This window comes from Brevundimonas sp. GW821-FHT10A07, from assembly GCF_059415785.1.
On the sequence record NZ_JBWKNX010000026.1, the window covers coordinates 16,208 to 30,645 of the forward strand.

The 14,438-nt window shown below is 66.8% G+C and carries 12 protein-coding genes; 6 read left to right on the forward strand and 6 right to left on the reverse strand.

Features of this window, described 5'->3' with window-relative positions; genetic code table 11:
• The first annotated feature begins 47 nt into the window (after positions 1 to 47).
• From AC07NC_RS16865 to AC07NC_RS16875, 3 genes are all read left to right on the forward strand, one after another.
• Positions 48 to 2,903 (forward strand): M16 family metallopeptidase, encoded by a 2,856-nt coding sequence (locus AC07NC_RS16865; protein WP_494570229.1) that lies wholly within the window; start codon positions 48 to 50, stop codon positions 2,901 to 2,903.
• A 467-nt stretch (positions 2,904 to 3,370) separates the two neighbouring features.
• Positions 3,371 to 4,762, forward strand: a complete 1,392-nt coding sequence (locus AC07NC_RS16870; RefSeq protein ID WP_426025652.1) for an NAD-dependent succinate-semialdehyde dehydrogenase — start codon at positions 3,371 to 3,373, stop codon at positions 4,760 to 4,762.
• Between the two features lie 30 nt (positions 4,763 to 4,792).
• Positions 4,793 to 6,559, forward strand: coding sequence for an oleate hydratase (locus tag AC07NC_RS16875; RefSeq protein ID WP_494570230.1), 1,767 nt, complete (start codon positions 4,793 to 4,795; stop codon positions 6,557 to 6,559).
• A gap of 172 nt (positions 6,560 to 6,731) precedes the next feature.
• Here AC07NC_RS16875 and yihA read toward each other — a convergent pair whose 3' ends face one another.
• Genes yihA through rpmH form a run of 4 tightly spaced genes read right to left on the reverse strand, consistent with a single transcriptional unit; the run spans position 6,732 to position 9,746 of the window.
• Positions 6,732 to 7,385 carry a ribosome biogenesis GTP-binding protein YihA/YsxC gene (yihA, locus tag AC07NC_RS16880; protein ID WP_494570231.1) on the reverse strand — a complete coding sequence of 218 codons (654 nt, stop codon included), beginning with the start codon at positions 7,383 to 7,385 and terminating at the stop codon, positions 6,732 to 6,734.
• Positions 7,382 to 9,181: a membrane protein insertase YidC gene (gene yidC / locus AC07NC_RS16885; protein WP_494570232.1), complete on the reverse strand. Its 1,800-nt coding sequence runs from the start codon at positions 9,179 to 9,181 to the stop codon at positions 7,382 to 7,384. The genes yihA and yidC overlap by 4 nt, the downstream gene beginning before the upstream one ends.
• Positions 9,178 to 9,582, reverse strand: a complete 405-nt coding sequence (rnpA, locus tag AC07NC_RS16890; RefSeq protein ID WP_008262129.1) for a ribonuclease P protein component — start codon at positions 9,580 to 9,582, stop codon at positions 9,178 to 9,180. Before rnpA ends, yidC begins: the two co-directional genes overlap by 4 nt.
• Before the next feature lie 29 nt (positions 9,583 to 9,611).
• Complete coding sequence (rpmH, locus tag AC07NC_RS16895; RefSeq protein ID WP_003164000.1) at positions 9,612 to 9,746, reverse strand: 50S ribosomal protein L34; 135 nt, start codon at positions 9,744 to 9,746, stop codon at positions 9,612 to 9,614.
• A 126-nt stretch (positions 9,747 to 9,872) separates the two neighbouring features.
• Here rpmH and AC07NC_RS16900 point away from each other — a divergent pair, with 126 nt between their 5' ends.
• On the forward strand, positions 9,873 to 10,622 hold the full coding sequence (locus tag AC07NC_RS16900; RefSeq protein WP_008261615.1) for a TVP38/TMEM64 family protein: 750 nt from the start codon (positions 9,873 to 9,875) through the stop codon (positions 10,620 to 10,622).
• Positions 10,619 to 12,103: a sensor histidine kinase gene (locus tag AC07NC_RS16905; RefSeq protein ID WP_494570233.1), complete on the forward strand. Its 1,485-nt coding sequence runs from the start codon at positions 10,619 to 10,621 to the stop codon at positions 12,101 to 12,103. Before AC07NC_RS16900 ends, AC07NC_RS16905 begins: the two co-directional genes overlap by 4 nt.
• Before the next feature lie 17 nt (positions 12,104 to 12,120).
• Here the strand turns inward: AC07NC_RS16905 and AC07NC_RS16910 are convergent, their stop codons facing one another.
• The gene (locus tag AC07NC_RS16910) at positions 12,121 to 12,384 is read right to left on the reverse strand and encodes a hypothetical protein (protein WP_008261527.1); all 264 of its coding nucleotides are present in this window, start codon (positions 12,382 to 12,384) and stop codon (positions 12,121 to 12,123) included.
• A gap of 154 nt (positions 12,385 to 12,538) precedes the next feature.
• On the opposite strand from AC07NC_RS16910, the gene AC07NC_RS16915 reads away from it, so the two are divergent.
• Positions 12,539 to 13,057, forward strand: coding sequence for a hypothetical protein (locus AC07NC_RS16915; protein ID WP_494570234.1), 519 nt, complete (start codon positions 12,539 to 12,541; stop codon positions 13,055 to 13,057).
• Positions 13,058 to 13,067: 10 nt separating this feature from the next.
• On the opposite strand, the gene AC07NC_RS16920 is transcribed toward AC07NC_RS16915, so the two are convergent.
• Complete coding sequence (locus tag AC07NC_RS16920) at positions 13,068 to 14,117, reverse strand: ribonucleotide-diphosphate reductase subunit beta (RefSeq protein ID WP_008259844.1); 1,050 nt, start codon at positions 14,115 to 14,117, stop codon at positions 13,068 to 13,070.
• Between the last annotated feature and the right edge of the window lie 321 nt (positions 14,118 to 14,438).

The window sequence follows — 14,438 nt, forward strand, 5'->3', positions numbered from 1 at the left end:
TCGACCGTCGTTATGGTCCGATCCAGCTGCAATCAAGGATGTCATCCATGCGTCGTGCCGGTTCTCTTGTCGCCGCGGCCGCCCTGCTGGCGGTCTCCAACCCGGTCTGGGCCTCCGTCGCGCCCGCCCAGGCTCCCTCTCAGGCCTCCGCCCCCGCCTTCCAGGCCGCGCCGGTGTCCGAACTGGTCGCTGAAGTCGATATTCCCTACACCAAATTCACCCTCGACAACGGCCTGACCGTGCTGGTCCACGAGGACCACAAGGCCCCGGTCGTGGCCGTGTCGGTCTGGTACAATGTCGGCTCCAAGGACGAACCGGCCGGCAAGACCGGCTTCGCCCACCTGTTCGAACACCTGATGTTCGGCGGGTCCGAGAATGCGCCGGGCAGCTATTTCACCCCGATGCGCAACATGGGCGCGACGGACATGAACGGCACCACCTGGTTCGACCGCACCAACTATTTCGAGACTGTCCCGACCCCGGCGCTGGAACAGGCCCTGTTCATGGAAAGCGACCGCATGGGCTATATGCTGGGCGCCATCTCCCAGGAGACGCTGGATCTGCAGCGCGGCGTCGTCCAGAACGAGAAGCGCCAGGGCGACAACCAGCCCTACGGCCTGAACCAGTACAAGCAGCTGGAGGCCCTGTTCCCCGAAGGCCACCCCTATCGTCACTCGACCATTGGTTCGATGGCCGATCTGGATGCGGCGTCGATGGAGACGGTGCGCGACTGGTTCCGCTCCAACTACGGCCCCAACAACTCGGTGCTGGTCCTGGCCGGCGACATCACGCCCGCCAAGGCGCGTGAACTGACCGAGAAATATTTCGGCCCCATCCCGCGCGGTCCGGTCAACACCCCGGCCCAGGCCTCTGTGCCGACCCTGGCGGCCCCGATCAGCGAGACCACCCGCGACCGCGTCTCCAACGCCCGCGTCGAGATCAGCTGGGCCGTGCCCGGCCTGCTGGACCCGGACGCCGTGCCGCTCAGCGTCGGCGCCTCGGTGTTGGGCGGCCTGGCCAGTTCGCGCCTGGACAACGCCCTGGTGCGCGGCGAGCAGAGCGCCGTCTCGGTCAGCGCTTCGAACGGCGCCTTCCACCGCGTCGGCATGTTCGACATCACCCTCGACGTCAAACCGGGCCAGGACCCCGCCGCCGTCGAGGCCCGCGCCCGTGAGATCCTGAACGGCCTGATCGCAGACGGCCCGACCGCAGCCGAGGTGGAACGGGTCAAGACCCAGTATGTCTCGCGCACCGTCCAGGGGCTGGAGCAGGTCGGCGGCTTCGGCGGCAAGGCCGTCGCCCTGGCCGAGGGCCAGCTCTACGCCGGCGATCCGGAACACTACAAGAAGGAGCTCCAGGCCTATGCGGCGGTCACCCCGGCCCAGGTCCAGGCGGCGATGCAGAAATGGCTGACCCGCCCGGCCTATACGCTGACGACCCTGCCGGGCGAGCGTGAAGCCTATCAGGAGGCGGCCGAGGCGCCGTCGGGCGCCAACCACACCCCGGCCCCGCCGATCGAGCGCGTGGCCCGTATGCCCAAGCCCGAGATCGCCGCCGTCGCCAACGTCGACTTCCCGGCGGTCCAGCGCACCCGCCTGTCGAACGGCGTCGAGGTGGTCTACGCCCAGCGTGACGCGGTGCCGGCGACCAAGATCGCCATCGACTTCAACGCCGGCCTGGCCGCCGACGACGCGTCGAAACTGGGTCTGCAAAGCCTGATGCTGGACCTGATGGACGAGGGCACCCGCACCCTGAATGCGACCCAGCTGGCCGAGGCCCAGGAAGCCCTGGGCGCCAGCATCTCGACCGGCGCCTCGATGGACCGTTCGGTGGTCCAGCTCTCGGCCGTGACGCCGAACCTGCAGCCGTCGGTGGCCCTGCTGGCCGATGTGGTCAAGAACCCGGCCTTCGCCGCGTCCGAGCTGGAGCGTCTGCGCGCCACCCGCCTGTCGCGCATCGCCGCCGAACGGACCCAGCCGGCCGCCCTGGCCAGCCGCGCCCTGCCGGAACTGATCTACGGCGCGTCCAGCCCCTATGGTCGCCCCTTCAGCGGCAATGGCGATGAAGCCAGCGTCAAGTCGATCACCGAAGCCGACATCCGCGCCGACTACGCCGAATGGATCCGGCCCGACAACGCCAAGATCTTCGTGGTCTCGGACAAGCCCCTGTCGGAGATCACCCCGGTTCTGGAGGCCGAGTTCGGCCGCTGGACCGCCCCGGCCGTCGCCAAGGGCGTGAAGGACTTCTCCGGCTCGATCCCCGCCACCACGTCCAGGATCGTTCTGATCGACCGCCCGCAGTCGCCCCAGTCCTACATCATGGGCGGCGAGGTTCTGGCGGCGCAGGGCACCGACGACCTGCTGGTGTTCAACGCCGCGAACAATGTGCTGGGCAACGACTTCCTGTCGCGCATCAACTCCGACCTGCGCGAGACCAAGGGCTGGTCCTATGGGGTCAACGCCTCGGTCGCCGGCTTCGCCGGACGCGTCCCCTATCTGGTCACCGCCCCGGTCCAGGCCGACCAGACCGGCCCCGCCATCGAAGCCCTGAACCTTCAGTTCAACGACTTCCTTAAGGGCGGCAAGGGCGTGACCCCCACTGAGCTGGAACGCACCGTCAACGGCAACACCCGCCGCCTGGCCGGCAGCTACGAGACCTCGGCCGCCGTCCTGGGCGCCATGCGGACCAATGACCTGCTGGGTCGTCCCGACGACTATCCGGAAACCGTCGCCGCCCGCACCAACGCCTTGACGGCGGCTCAGATGGACGCCGCCGCCAAGGCGGCGCTCGACCCGTCGCGCTTCGTCTGGGTGGTCGTCGGCGACGCCTCGGTGGTCAAACCCCAGCTCGACGCGCTTGGCCTGCCCGTCGAAGTCCGCTCGGCGGCGCCGGCCGCCCAGTAGGGCAGGCGACAGGCTGAAACGATTGAGGCCCGGAGAGCGATCTCCGGGCCTTTCTTTCGTGATCCTCCGGCAAGCCGCGTCTTCGGGGCGCAGACCGGGGCCCAGCGGCGCGCGTGAGCGAACCAGTCGCGCCCGCAATGTGAAACCAGGAGGCGGGAGACGACGGGCTGAGCCTTCGCCCATGTCCCCCGGCGGCATTCGAAATGCGCTGCGGAAAGTCGCTGCGAACTGATCTGTGTCAAGGCCGCTCGTACGGCAAGCGCCCACAGCGACGGGGTCGGCGACGACATCGCGCAAGGCGGGCTTCCGTTATGGCCATCAAGATATCGATCCTGAGCGAGACCCGGAACGGCCAAGGCCGGGCTGGGATGACGCCCCCCGCCGGACCGGCGCCGGTCGGCGATCTCCCTCTCGGCGGCTGACGGTCCCTCCGACACATTTGCATCGCATTGAGAAGAGAACCGATCGTGGCCTATCAAACGACAAATCCATTTACGGGCGAAGTGCTCAAGACCTTCCCCGACGCGACGGACGCGGAGGTGTCTCAAGCCATCGAGCACGCGCACGCCGCGTTCCTGGCTTGGCGCGAAACGGCTTTCAGCGAGCGCGCCAGAGTGATGCGGAACGCCGCCAGCCTCCTGCGACAGGACGTCGACGCCTTCGCCGCGATCCTGACCACCGAGATGGGCAAGCTGCTGTCCGAGGCGAAGGCCGAGGTCGAGCTTTCGGCGCAGATTTTCGACTACTACGCCGCCAACGCCGAAAATCTGCTGGCCGACGAAATCCTGCCCGTCGCCCATCCGGCCGAGGGCGAGGCGCGGGTGACGCACGAACCGCTCGGCGTGCTGCTGTGCATCGAACCCTGGAACTTCCCCTACTATCAGATCGCCCGGATCATCGCGCCGCAACTGTCGGCCGGGAACACCATGCTGCTCAAGCATGCCTCCAACGTCCCCCAGAGCGCCGAGGCTTTCGAGACGCTGATGAAGGCGGCCGGCCTTCCCGAGGGCGCTTTCAAGAACCTGTTCGCCACGCGCTCGCAGATCGAGTTCATCCTCAATGATCCTCGCGTTCAGGGCGTGGCCCTGACCGGTTCGGAAGCCGCCGGATCGGTCGTCGCGGCCCAGGCCGGCAAGGCCTTGAAGAAGTCGACCCTGGAACTGGGGGGCGCGGACGCCTTTGTCGTGCTGGCCGACGCCGATCTTCAGAAGACCGTCGACTGGGCGGTGTTTGGACGCCACTGGAACGGCGGACAGGTCTGCGTGTCGTCCAAACGGATGATCATCGTCGATGAGATCTATGACGCGTTTCTCGACCTTTACCGCCAGGGCGTGGCGGCCTTGGTCGCAGGGGATCCCTTCGACCCCCAGACTACCCTCGCGCCTCTGTCCTCTCAGGGCGCCGCCAATGAGGTGAAGGAAAAGATCGCCGAAGCGGTCAAGCTGGGCGCCAAGGCGGAAGCCGTTGGACCAGCCGCGCCTGACCGGGGCGCCTTCGTGCAGCCGACCATTCTGACCGAAGTCGGTGACGACAACCCGGCGCGGCACTGGGAGTTTTTCGGGCCGGTCTCAATGCTGTTTCGAGCCAAGGACGAGGCCGACGCCATACGTATCGCCAACGACTCCCCGTTCGGGCTCGGCGGCTCGGTCTTTACCAGCGATCCCGCCCATGGCGCCGAGGTCGCCCGGAAGATTTCCACGGGCATGGTGTTCGTCAACCATCCAACCATGGTCAAGGCCGACCTGCCGTTCGGGGGCGTGCGGCGCTCCGGCTATGGGCGCGAACTCATCGGCTTGGGCATCAAGGAATTCGTCAACCACAAGCTTATCGACGTCGTCGACATAGACGCGCCGTTCTAGCGCACTGAGACCACCGGAAAGGACGTCGCCATGTACTACAGCAGCGGAAATTACGAAGCCTTCGCCAGGCCTCGCAAGCCCGAGGGCATAGAGAACAAGACGGCGTTCTTCGTCGGCTCGGGCCTGGCCAGTCTGGCCGGCGCGGCCTTCCTGATCCGCGACGGGCACATGTCCGGCGACAGGATCACCATCCTTGAACGACTGGCGCTGCCGGGTGGCGCGCTGGACGGGATCAAGGATCCGGAGAAGGGTTTCGTGATCCGCGGCGGTCGCGAGATGGAAGAACACTTCGAGTGCCTCTGGGACCTCTATCGCTCGATCCCCTCGCTTGAGGTCGAGGGGGCCAGCGTGCTCGATGAATTCTACTGGCTGGACAAGGACGACCCGAACTTCTCCCTGCAGCGCGCGACCCAGAACCAGGGCCGGCCCATTGAGGATGTCGCTCTCCTCACCCTGAACGACAGGGCGCAGAAGGACCTCATCACCCTCTTCCTGGCGACCCGCGAGGAGATGGAGAACCGGCGCATCAACGAGGTGATGGGCGAGGACTTCCTGAAGAGCAATTTCTGGCTCTACTGGCGCACGATGTTCGCCTTCGAGGAATGGCACTCGGCGCTGGAGATGAAGCTCTATGTCCACCGCTTCATCCACCACATCGGCGGTCTGGCCGATTTCAGCGCCCTGAAGTTCACCCGCCACAACCAGTATGAATCGCTGGTGGAGCCGCTTTACAAGTGGCTGACGGATCACGGCGTCACGTTCCGATACGGCGTGGAGGTCACCGACGTCGACTTCGACATCACGCCCGGGCGTAAACAGGCCACCCGCATCCACTGGCTGCAGGACGGCGCGGTCGGCGGCGTGGATCTTGGCCTCGACGACCTGGTCTTCATGACCATCGGCTCCCTGACCGAGAACTCCGATAATGGCGACCATCACACGCCCGCCCGGCTGAACGAGGGTCCCGCTCCGGCCTGGGATCTCTGGCGCAATATCGCCGCCAAGGACCCCGCCTTCGGTCGCCCGGACGTCTTCGGCGCCCATATCGCCCAGACCAAGTGGGAATCGGCGACGATCACGACGCTGGACCCCCGCATCCCCGCCTACATCCAGAAGATCGCCAAACGCGACCCCTTCAGCGGCACGGTCGTCACCGGCGGCATCGTCACCGTCAAGGATTCCAGCTGGTTGATGAGCTGGACCGTCAGCCGCCACCCGCACTTCAAGCAACAGCCGAAAGACCAGGTGGTCATCTGGGTCTATTCGCTGTTCGTCGACACCCCCGGGGATTTCGTCAAGAAGCCGATGCAGGACTGCACGGGCGAGGAAATCACCCAGGAATTGCTGTATCACCTCGGCGTGCCGACGGAGGATATCGCCGACCTGGCCGCGACAGGCGCCAGGGCCGTGCCGGTGATGATGCCCTACATCACGGCCTTCTTCATGCCGCGGCAGGCGGGGGATCGTCCGGACGTCGTGCCCCACGGCGCGGTCAATTTCGCCTTCATCGGACAGTTCGCCGAGTCGGCCGAACGCGACTGCATCTTCACCACCGAATATTCGGTGCGCACGCCGATGGAGGCTGTCTATACGCTGCTGAATGTGGAGCGCGGCGTTCCCGAGGTCTTCAACTCGACCTACGACGTGCGCAAGCTGCTGGCCGCCGTCGGGCACGTTCGTGACGGCAAGGCCCTCGATATTCCCGGGCCGGCGTTCATCCGCGATTTTCTGCTGAAGAGGATCGATGCCACCGAGGTCGGCGAGCTTCTTCGGGACGCGCATCTGATTTCACAGTGAGGCAGGCCCCGGCCTCGCCCCTGGCGTCGCGCCAGGGGCGAGGCTTGCGATCGCCGACATGAATATCCGCTTGGGGTCTTGCGCAGCCCTCGGCGCAGGCGCCGACGCCGGACTTTTCACCGCCTGGCCTTGCCGATCCCGGTGGATTGCCGCCGGAGGATGACGACCGGCGTCAGTCGATCGTCGCGCCGGTGGTGCGCATGATCTCGGCGCGCAGTTCGGGCAGGCCCAGGCCCTTTTCCGACGAGGTCAGGGCCACGACCGGGAAGGCGGCGGGGCGTTTGGAGATGGCCTTCAGCGTGGCTGCCTGCACCGCCTCGCCTTCGCCCTTCTTCAGCTTGTCGGCCTTGGTCAGGACGATCTGATAGCTGACGGCGGCGAGGTCCAGGGCGTCCAGCGCCTCCGAATCCACGCTCTTCAGGCCGTGGCGGCTGTCGATCAGCAGATAGACCCGCTTCAGCGTCACCCGCCCGCGCAGATAGTCGCGACCCAGGTCCTGGAACTTGCGCACCGTCGTCTTGGAGGCCTTGGCCCAGCCGTAGCCGGGCAGGTCGACCAGACGCATCCGGCCGTCCAGGTCGAAGAAGTTGACCTCGCGCGTCCGCCCCGGCTCGTTCGAGGCGCGGGCCAGCTTGTGCATGCCGACCAGGCCGTTGATCAGGCTGGACTTGCCGACGTTCGAGCGGCCGGCGAAGGCGATCTCGGGCAGGTCGGGATCGGGCAGTTGCTCGATCTTGGCGGCGCCCATGATGAAGGTCGCCGGCCGTGCGAACAGGATCCGCGCGGCCTCGATGTCCTCAGGGGTGAACTCGGTTTCGTCGATCACGCGGCCTTCGTCTTCCGGATGCGCGCGATGAAGTCGTCGATCGGGTTCTCGGCCTTGTAGCGGTGCATGATGTAATACTGCTGCAGGATGGTCAGGATGTTCGACCAGGCCCAGTAGACCAGCAGACCCGCCGCGAACGGGGCCATGATGAAGGTGAAGACCAGCGGCATGAATTGGAAGATCTGGCGCTGGACCGGATCGGCCGCCGGCGGGTTCATCGCCGTCTGCAGCCACATGGTCAGACCATAGGCCACCGCCAGAAGACCGATGCCCAGCGGCCCGACCAGCAGCCCGCCCAGCAGGGGCAGGGTCGCCGGATTCCAGGGGATCAGACCGAACAGGTTCCACACCACCGAGGGGTCGCGCGCCGACAGGTCGTGGATGAAGCCCAGGAAGGGCTGGTGACGCATTTCGATGGTGACGGTCAGCACCTTGTACAGGGCGTAGAAGACCGGGATCTGCAGCACGAGGGGAAGACAGCCGGCGACCGGATTGATCTTCTCCTTCTGGTACAGGGCCATCGTCTCCTGCTGCTGCTTCTGCGGGTCGTCTTTGAACTTCTTCTTGATCTCCTCCATCTTGGGCTGGAGGTTCCGCATCTTGGACATGCTGGCGTAGGCGTTGTTGGCCAGCGGGAACATCACCAGCTTGACGATGACGGTCAGGGCCAGGATGGCGACGCCGAAGCTGCCGACCAGGCCATAGACGTTCTCCAGGATCCAGAAGATCGGGCGCGTCAGGAACCAGAACATGCCCCAGTCGATCGCATAGACGAAACGCGGCAGGTGCAGGGTCTCTTCATAGGTCTTCAGCACCTCGGCCCGCTTGACGCCGGCGAACAGGCGCTGGGTCTCGGTCGCGGTTCCGCCGGGCTGGATGGTGCGGGCCGCGCCCAGGATATTGGCTTCCAGCTGCTGGCCGCCGTTGACGTCGCGGACGCGGAATTCGGTCTCGACCGCCTCGTTCTGCTGGGGCAGCAGGGCCGCCAGCCAGTATTTGTCGGTGATGCCCAGCCAGCCGCCGGTCGAGGCGTTCTCGATGCGGGGCTCCTTCAGCCAGTCCTTGTACTTCTTCTGCTCGGTCCGATAGTCGCCCGGCTTGCCGAAGGTGCCGATGGCGCCCTCGTGGACGATATGGGACGAACCGGCCAGCGGCGGCACGCCCTGGCGCTGGACGCTGCCGTAGGGGGCGATGGTGATGGACTGGGTTCCCAGGTTCTGGACCGTGTCCAGGATCGAGAAGACATAGCGGTCGTCGACCGACACCAGGCGGGTGAAGCGCAGGCCCTGGCCGTTGTCCCAGGTCAGGGTGACGGGCGTCGTCGGGGTCAGGGTCGAACCGGCGGTCAGGCGCCAGACGGTGTTAGGTCCGGGAACCCCGCCGACCACATTGGGGCCGGTCCAGCCGAACTGGGCGAAATAGGCGTTCTGCATGCCCTGCGGGCGGAACAGTTCGACCGGCTCAGGCTTGTCCTGCGTCTCCTTGTAGTCGGTCAGGAACAGGTCGTCGATGCGGCCGCCCTGCAAGGACAGCGACCCCTTCAGGGTGCCGGACTGGATCGGCACGCGCGCGGCCGTGCTCAGCGCCTGGCTGCGGTCGGTCACAAAGGTCGGCCCCTGCGGGCTCAGCGCCGTGCGGGCGGCGTTCTCGGCCGTCTGGGACTGTTCAGCCTGGGCCTGCTGCTGGACGGCGCGGCGCTCGGCCTGCGGCCGCAGCACGGCGAACCAGTAGACCCCCAGGATCAGGGCCGAGCACACGATGAAGATGATCGTGTTGCGCGAGTTCTCGTTTTTCATGGATTCGGGCGGTCCTGGCCGGAGGGGGCGCGGGCGGGCGAAGGCCGATCAGCCTTCGGTGTCGCCAGCCTTGTAAGCGTCGATTTCACGTCGTCAAGCAGACGGTCCCACGCGCGCTCGGTCGTGCCCATGCGGGCGATGAAGACATAGTCGCTCCCGGGCAGGCCATGAACGGGCAACATGGCCCGCGCCGCCTCGCGCAGACGGCGTTTGGCGCGGTTGCGCACCACGGCGCCGCCGATCTTGCGGGTGGCGGTGAAACCCACGCCGATATGCGGCGATCCGTCGCCGCGTTCCAGCCTCTGGATCACCACGCCGCCGCGCGCCTCGGAAACGCCTTTGGCGGCCGCCAGGAACTGGGGCCGCCGCAACAGACGTTTGATCTGTAAAGGGTCGCTCATGCGTCCTTGGCTCCGGACGCGAGAGCCGCTTACGCCGTCAGGCGCTTGCGGCCCTTGGCGCGACGGCGCGCAACAATCTTCTGGCCGTTCTTGGTGGCCATCCGGCTGCGGAAGCCGTGACGGCGCTTGCGCACGAGTCGCGACGGCTGATAGGTCCGCTTCACGGTCGGCTCCTGACGTTAAAAGGTTGGGCGACGGGGCAAGAGGCGTCCGTCGCAGGAAGGGCGGGCGTATAAGTCGCATGACCGCGCGAGTCAACGCTCGGTCGGCAATTCGGGAATGACGAGCGTATGGCGAAACGAACGGCGAAGGACTGGGCCCTGCGGTTGGCGCCGCTGGCGGTCATCGCCGGCCTGGTGGTCGTTTTCTTCGCCCTGGGCTGGAACCGCTATCTGTCGATGGATCTGATCCGCGAGCACGGGCTGAACCTTCGGGCCTATGCCCAGGCCCATTGGTGGATCGCCCTGGCCGCCTTTGTCGCCGTCTACGCCGTGGCCACCGCCTCGACCATTCCCGGCCCAGTCTTCCTGACCCTGCTGGGCGGGATGATGTTCGGCCCCTATGTCGGCGCCCTGGCCCAGGCGAGCGGGGCCACCATAGGCTCGGTCGTCATCTATTCCGTCTATCGCACCTCGATCGGCACCTGGCTGCGCGCCAAGTTCGAGGCCGACGCCGGCTTCATGGATCGGGTGGCCAAGGGCATCGACCGCAACGCCTTCACCACACTGTTCACCCTGCGCGTGATCCCCAGCGTGCCCTTCGTCCTGGTCAACGCCACGGCGGGCATGATGGCGGTGCCGCTGCGGCCCTATGTGATCGCCACCTTCATCGGCCTGCTGCCGTCGACCTTCATCTACACCTGGATCGGATCGCAACTGGGCGGGCTGCTGCGGGCCGGGGTGCGCCCGGACCTGCCGATGCTGCTTCACCAGTTCTTCTGGCCGCTGATGGGGGTGGCCTTCCTGTCCCTGCTGTTGCCCATCGGCATCAAACTGATCCAGATGGTCCGCGCCCGACGTGCGGAGACCGCCCCGACATGAGCCCCCTGTTCGACAAGGCGGCGACGGTGCTGAAACTGTCGCCCGAGGCGGTGGAGACCTGGCGCGAGCGTTTGCGGCCCCGGGCCCCGGACGGCCTGTCGGCGCGGCTGCTGCTGCTGACCGCGGCCTTCACCCTGGCGGTCGAGGCCCTGATCATGGGGCCCAACCTGGCCGCCTTCCACGAACGCTGGCTGCGTGACCGGCTGCAGGCGGCCGAACTGGCCTCGGTCGGGGTCGAGGCCCTGCCCTATAGCGCGGTCGAGGACGACACGGCGGCCGAGCTGATGCGGATCGGCGGCGTCCAGGCCGTGGCCCTGACCGAACAGGGGGTGCGGCGGCTGCTGCTCCAGGCCCCCAATCTGCCGCGGGCCCCCGAACTGATCGACCTGCGCCAGCAGAACAGCTGGGCGCGGCTGACCGACCCCTGGCGCACCCTGTTCGGCCATCCGGACCGGTCGCTGCGGGTCCAGGCCAAGCCGCGCTATCGCTCGGGCGACTTCATCGAGATCGTCACCCCGGCCCAGCCGTTGAAGCTGGAACTGAAGTCCTTCCTGCTGAACAGTCTTCTGGTGTCGCTGCTGGTGTCGGTGACGGCGGGCGCCCTGCTGTATGGCGGCCTGGCCCTGCTGGTGCTGCGCCCCCTGCGGCGCGTCACCCGATCAATGGAGCGGTTCGCCGCCGATCCCGAGAGCGAGGCCGAGCCCCCCTCCGACCGGCATGACGAGATCGGCCGGGTCGAGCGCGAACTGTCGCGGATGCAGGAGGAGGTGCGTCAGTCCCTGCGCTCGCGCGCCCGTCTGGTCGCCCTGGGCGAGGCGGTGGCCAAGATCAACCACGACCTGCGCAACATGCTGACCTCGGCCCAGATGGCCTCGGAGCGGCTGGCCACCTCGGCCGACCCCCAGGTGGCCAAGGCCCTGCCCCGGCTGGAGCGGGCGCTGAGCCGCGCCGCCGGTTTGTCGCGCAATGTGCTGGAGTATGGCCGCAGCGAGGAACCGGCGCCGCAGAAGACCCGCGTGGTCCTGACCAAGGCCCTGACCGTGGCGGCCGAGGACGCCGGCCTGGAGCCCGACGGGGTGCGGCTGGTCAAGCAACTGCCCGCCCGGTTCGCGGTCGAGGCCGATCCGGACCAGCTGTACCGCATACTGGTCAATCTGATGCGCAACGCCCGCCAGGCCATCGAGGCCGACGGGGGACGTCCGCCGGAGCGACGCGGCCGGGGGGCCGTCACCGTCAGCGCCTTCGGCGAGGACGGGGTCTGCGTGGTCCGCATCGCCGATGACGGGCCGGGCATTCCGCCGCGTCTGGCCGAGCGTCTGTTCGAACCCTTCGTCAGCTCCAAGAGTTCGGACGGATCGGGCCTGGGCCTGACCATATCGCGCGAACTGGCGGCCCTGCACGGCGGCGACCTGAGGCTGGTCCCCGGCGGAGGCGCCAATGAGGGAAGCGGCGCCGTGTTCGAGCTGCGCCTGCCCGCCTAGAGCTTCAGATCCGGCGCCTATTCCAGACCGTCGTCCGAGACGATGAAGGCGCGGTTCGCCGCCTTGGCCTGGGCCGCCAGTTCATCCTGCACCAGATGCCAGCGCCGCAGCCGCTCATAGTCGATGGCGTGCTCGGGCGAGGCGTCCAGCCAGTGGCGGAAATCCTCGATCTGCAGCCGCGCGTTCGGCGCGGCCGGATCGGGCAGGGCGGGTACGTTCGGCAGTTGACGCGCGACGTCGGCGGGGATCGGATAGTCTCCGGACGAGGTGCTTAGGATCATGAGGTCTGCTCGGTGTCGGGCTGGGCGATCGGAACGACCGCGACCATGACGTGAAGCGGCGCCGCGCGCCACCTTTTCGTCACGACTGCGTTATTGCGGATCGACGCCGTTACGGCGAAGGTCGGGCGACGAGCGTTGAGCGAAGGATAGCTGCATGACCATCCGAATGTCCCTGTTCGGCGCCCTGCTGGCGACGATCGCCCTGACCGGCGCGGCTCAGGCCCGGACGGCGCCGCAGACGGCCCCGGGTCCCTATAGTGCGCCGGACCCCTATCGCGATCAGCGCGCCCTGCCCGACCCCCATGACCCCGCCGCGCGCGAGGCGCTGCTGCGGGCGAAGGGCGAAGCCTACCACCGGGCTGAGGATTCCAGACAGACCGAGGAAGAATTGCGTCTCACCCGAGCGCTGAACGACGAGATCGCCGCCCAGAACGCCCTGGCCGACAAGGCGGACGAGGCCGCCCGGCTGGACTATGACGCCGCCGTGGCCCGTCATCAGATCGAGGTGCGTCAAGCCGAGGAACAGGCGCGAGCCGCGGCCGAGGCGACCCGGGCGGCCCAGGAACAGTACGACCGCGACTACGCCGCCTGGCGCGAACAGGTGCGGCTGTGCCAGTCGGGCTTCCGCGAGGCCTGCACGGCCCGACCCGCCTGGGTCAGGCCGCAGCCGTAGCCAACAGGGCTCAGCCTGCGACCAGGCTCATGTCGCGGCGGGCCATCATCCGGTCGAACTCGGTCCAGACGCCGTCCGAACCGTGCCAATTGCCCTGCGTCGCGGCCTTCGAATATTCGGTGGCGCGCGCCTCGAAGAAGTTGGCGTGTTCGACGCCCGACAGCAGGGACTGCAGCCAGGGCAGCGGGTTTTCCTTGACCCCATAGACTTCCGGCAGCTTCAGCTGGCGCAGGCGCCAGTCGGCGATGAAGCGGATGTACTGTTTGATGTCCTCGGGCGTCATGCCCTGGACCGAGCCCATTTCGAAGGCCAGGTCGATGAACCTGTCCTCCATGTTCACCACGGTCTTGCAGCAGTCGACGATGTCGTCGGCCACGGCCTTGGTGACGGCCCCCGTCTCCTTGTTGAAGGCGTGGTACAGCTTGATGATGCCCTCGCAGTGCAGGCTCTCGTCGCGCACCGACCAGGACACGATCTGGCCCATGCCCTTCATCTTGTTCTGGCGCGGGAAGTTCATCAGCATGGCGAAGCTGGCGAACAGCTGAACCCCTTCCGAGAAGCCGCCGAACATGGCGAGCGTCCGGCAGATGTCGGCGTCTGAATCCACGCCGAACTGGCCCATATAGTCGTGCTTGTCCCGCATGGCCTCATATTCCATGAAGGCGCCGAACTCGCTCTCGGGCATGCCGATGGTCTCGAGCAGCAGGGCGTAGGCCGCGATATGGATGGTCTCCATATTGCCGAAGGCGGCCAGCATCATCTTGATCTCGGTAGGTTTGAACACCCGACCGTAGCGTTCCATGTAGTTGTCCTGCACCTCGATGTCCGCCTGGGTGAAGAAGCGGAAGATCTGGGTCAGCAGGTTGCGTTCGTTGTCGTTCAGGGTCGAGGCCCAGTCCTTGACGTCCTCGCCCAGCGGCACCTCTTCCGGCATCCAGTGGACCTGCTGCTGCTTCTTCCACATGTCGAAGGCCCACGGATAGCGGAACGGCTTGTAGGCGGCGGAGGGGGTCAGAAGACCGGCGCGGTCGGCGCGGATGATCGGGGTGGTGGCGTTCATCGAACTGGACCTGAAAAGAGCGATTCCGGAGAGGGGCTCACCATGCGACTCGGCGTGCCCGGCGCCAAGTCGGAAATCACCTATTTGGTGATCACAAATTGTCCTACCCGCTACATCTTGTGGTTTGGATTGAGGAAACTGGGGACGGGCCTGGGGATGGTCCGCCGACCGTCCCTGCCGGCGAATGCAGCGGCGTGTCGTAAAAACAGTCGCGCTCTCGCTCACCTCCCCGTCCGAGAAGGCGGACGGGGAGCAACCATGTCAGTTGATCACGGGCGTCCAGGGCTGATCACGCTTGAGGACGAGGTTTGCGGCTTCGAT

What these genes read in the sequence shown, in the direction of transcription:
- AC07NC_RS16900 (WP_008261615.1), top strand. Translation starts at nt 9,873, where the DNA reads ATGGCGAAACGAACGGCGAAGGACTGGGCCCTGCGGTTGGCGCCGCTG.
- rnpA (WP_008262129.1), bottom strand. Translation starts at nt 9,582, where the DNA reads ATGAGCGACCCTTTACAGATCAAACGTCTGTTGCGGCGGCCCCAGTTC.
- yidC (WP_494570232.1), bottom strand. Translation starts at nt 9,181, where the DNA reads ATGAAAAACGAGAACTCGCGCAACACGATCATCTTCATCGTGTGCTCG.
- AC07NC_RS16920 (WP_008259844.1), bottom strand. Translation starts at nt 14,117, where the DNA reads ATGAACGCCACCACCCCGATCATCCGCGCCGACCGCGCCGGTCTTCTG.
- AC07NC_RS16910 (WP_008261527.1), bottom strand. Translation starts at nt 12,384, where the DNA reads ATGATCCTAAGCACCTCGTCCGGAGACTATCCGATCCCCGCCGACGTC.
- AC07NC_RS16875 (WP_494570230.1), top strand. Translation starts at nt 4,793, where the DNA reads ATGTACTACAGCAGCGGAAATTACGAAGCCTTCGCCAGGCCTCGCAAG.
- AC07NC_RS16905 (WP_494570233.1), top strand. Translation starts at nt 10,619, where the DNA reads ATGAGCCCCCTGTTCGACAAGGCGGCGACGGTGCTGAAACTGTCGCCC.
- AC07NC_RS16915 (WP_494570234.1), top strand. Translation starts at nt 12,539, where the DNA reads ATGACCATCCGAATGTCCCTGTTCGGCGCCCTGCTGGCGACGATCGCC.
- AC07NC_RS16865 (WP_494570229.1), top strand. Translation starts at nt 48, where the DNA reads ATGCGTCGTGCCGGTTCTCTTGTCGCCGCGGCCGCCCTGCTGGCGGTC.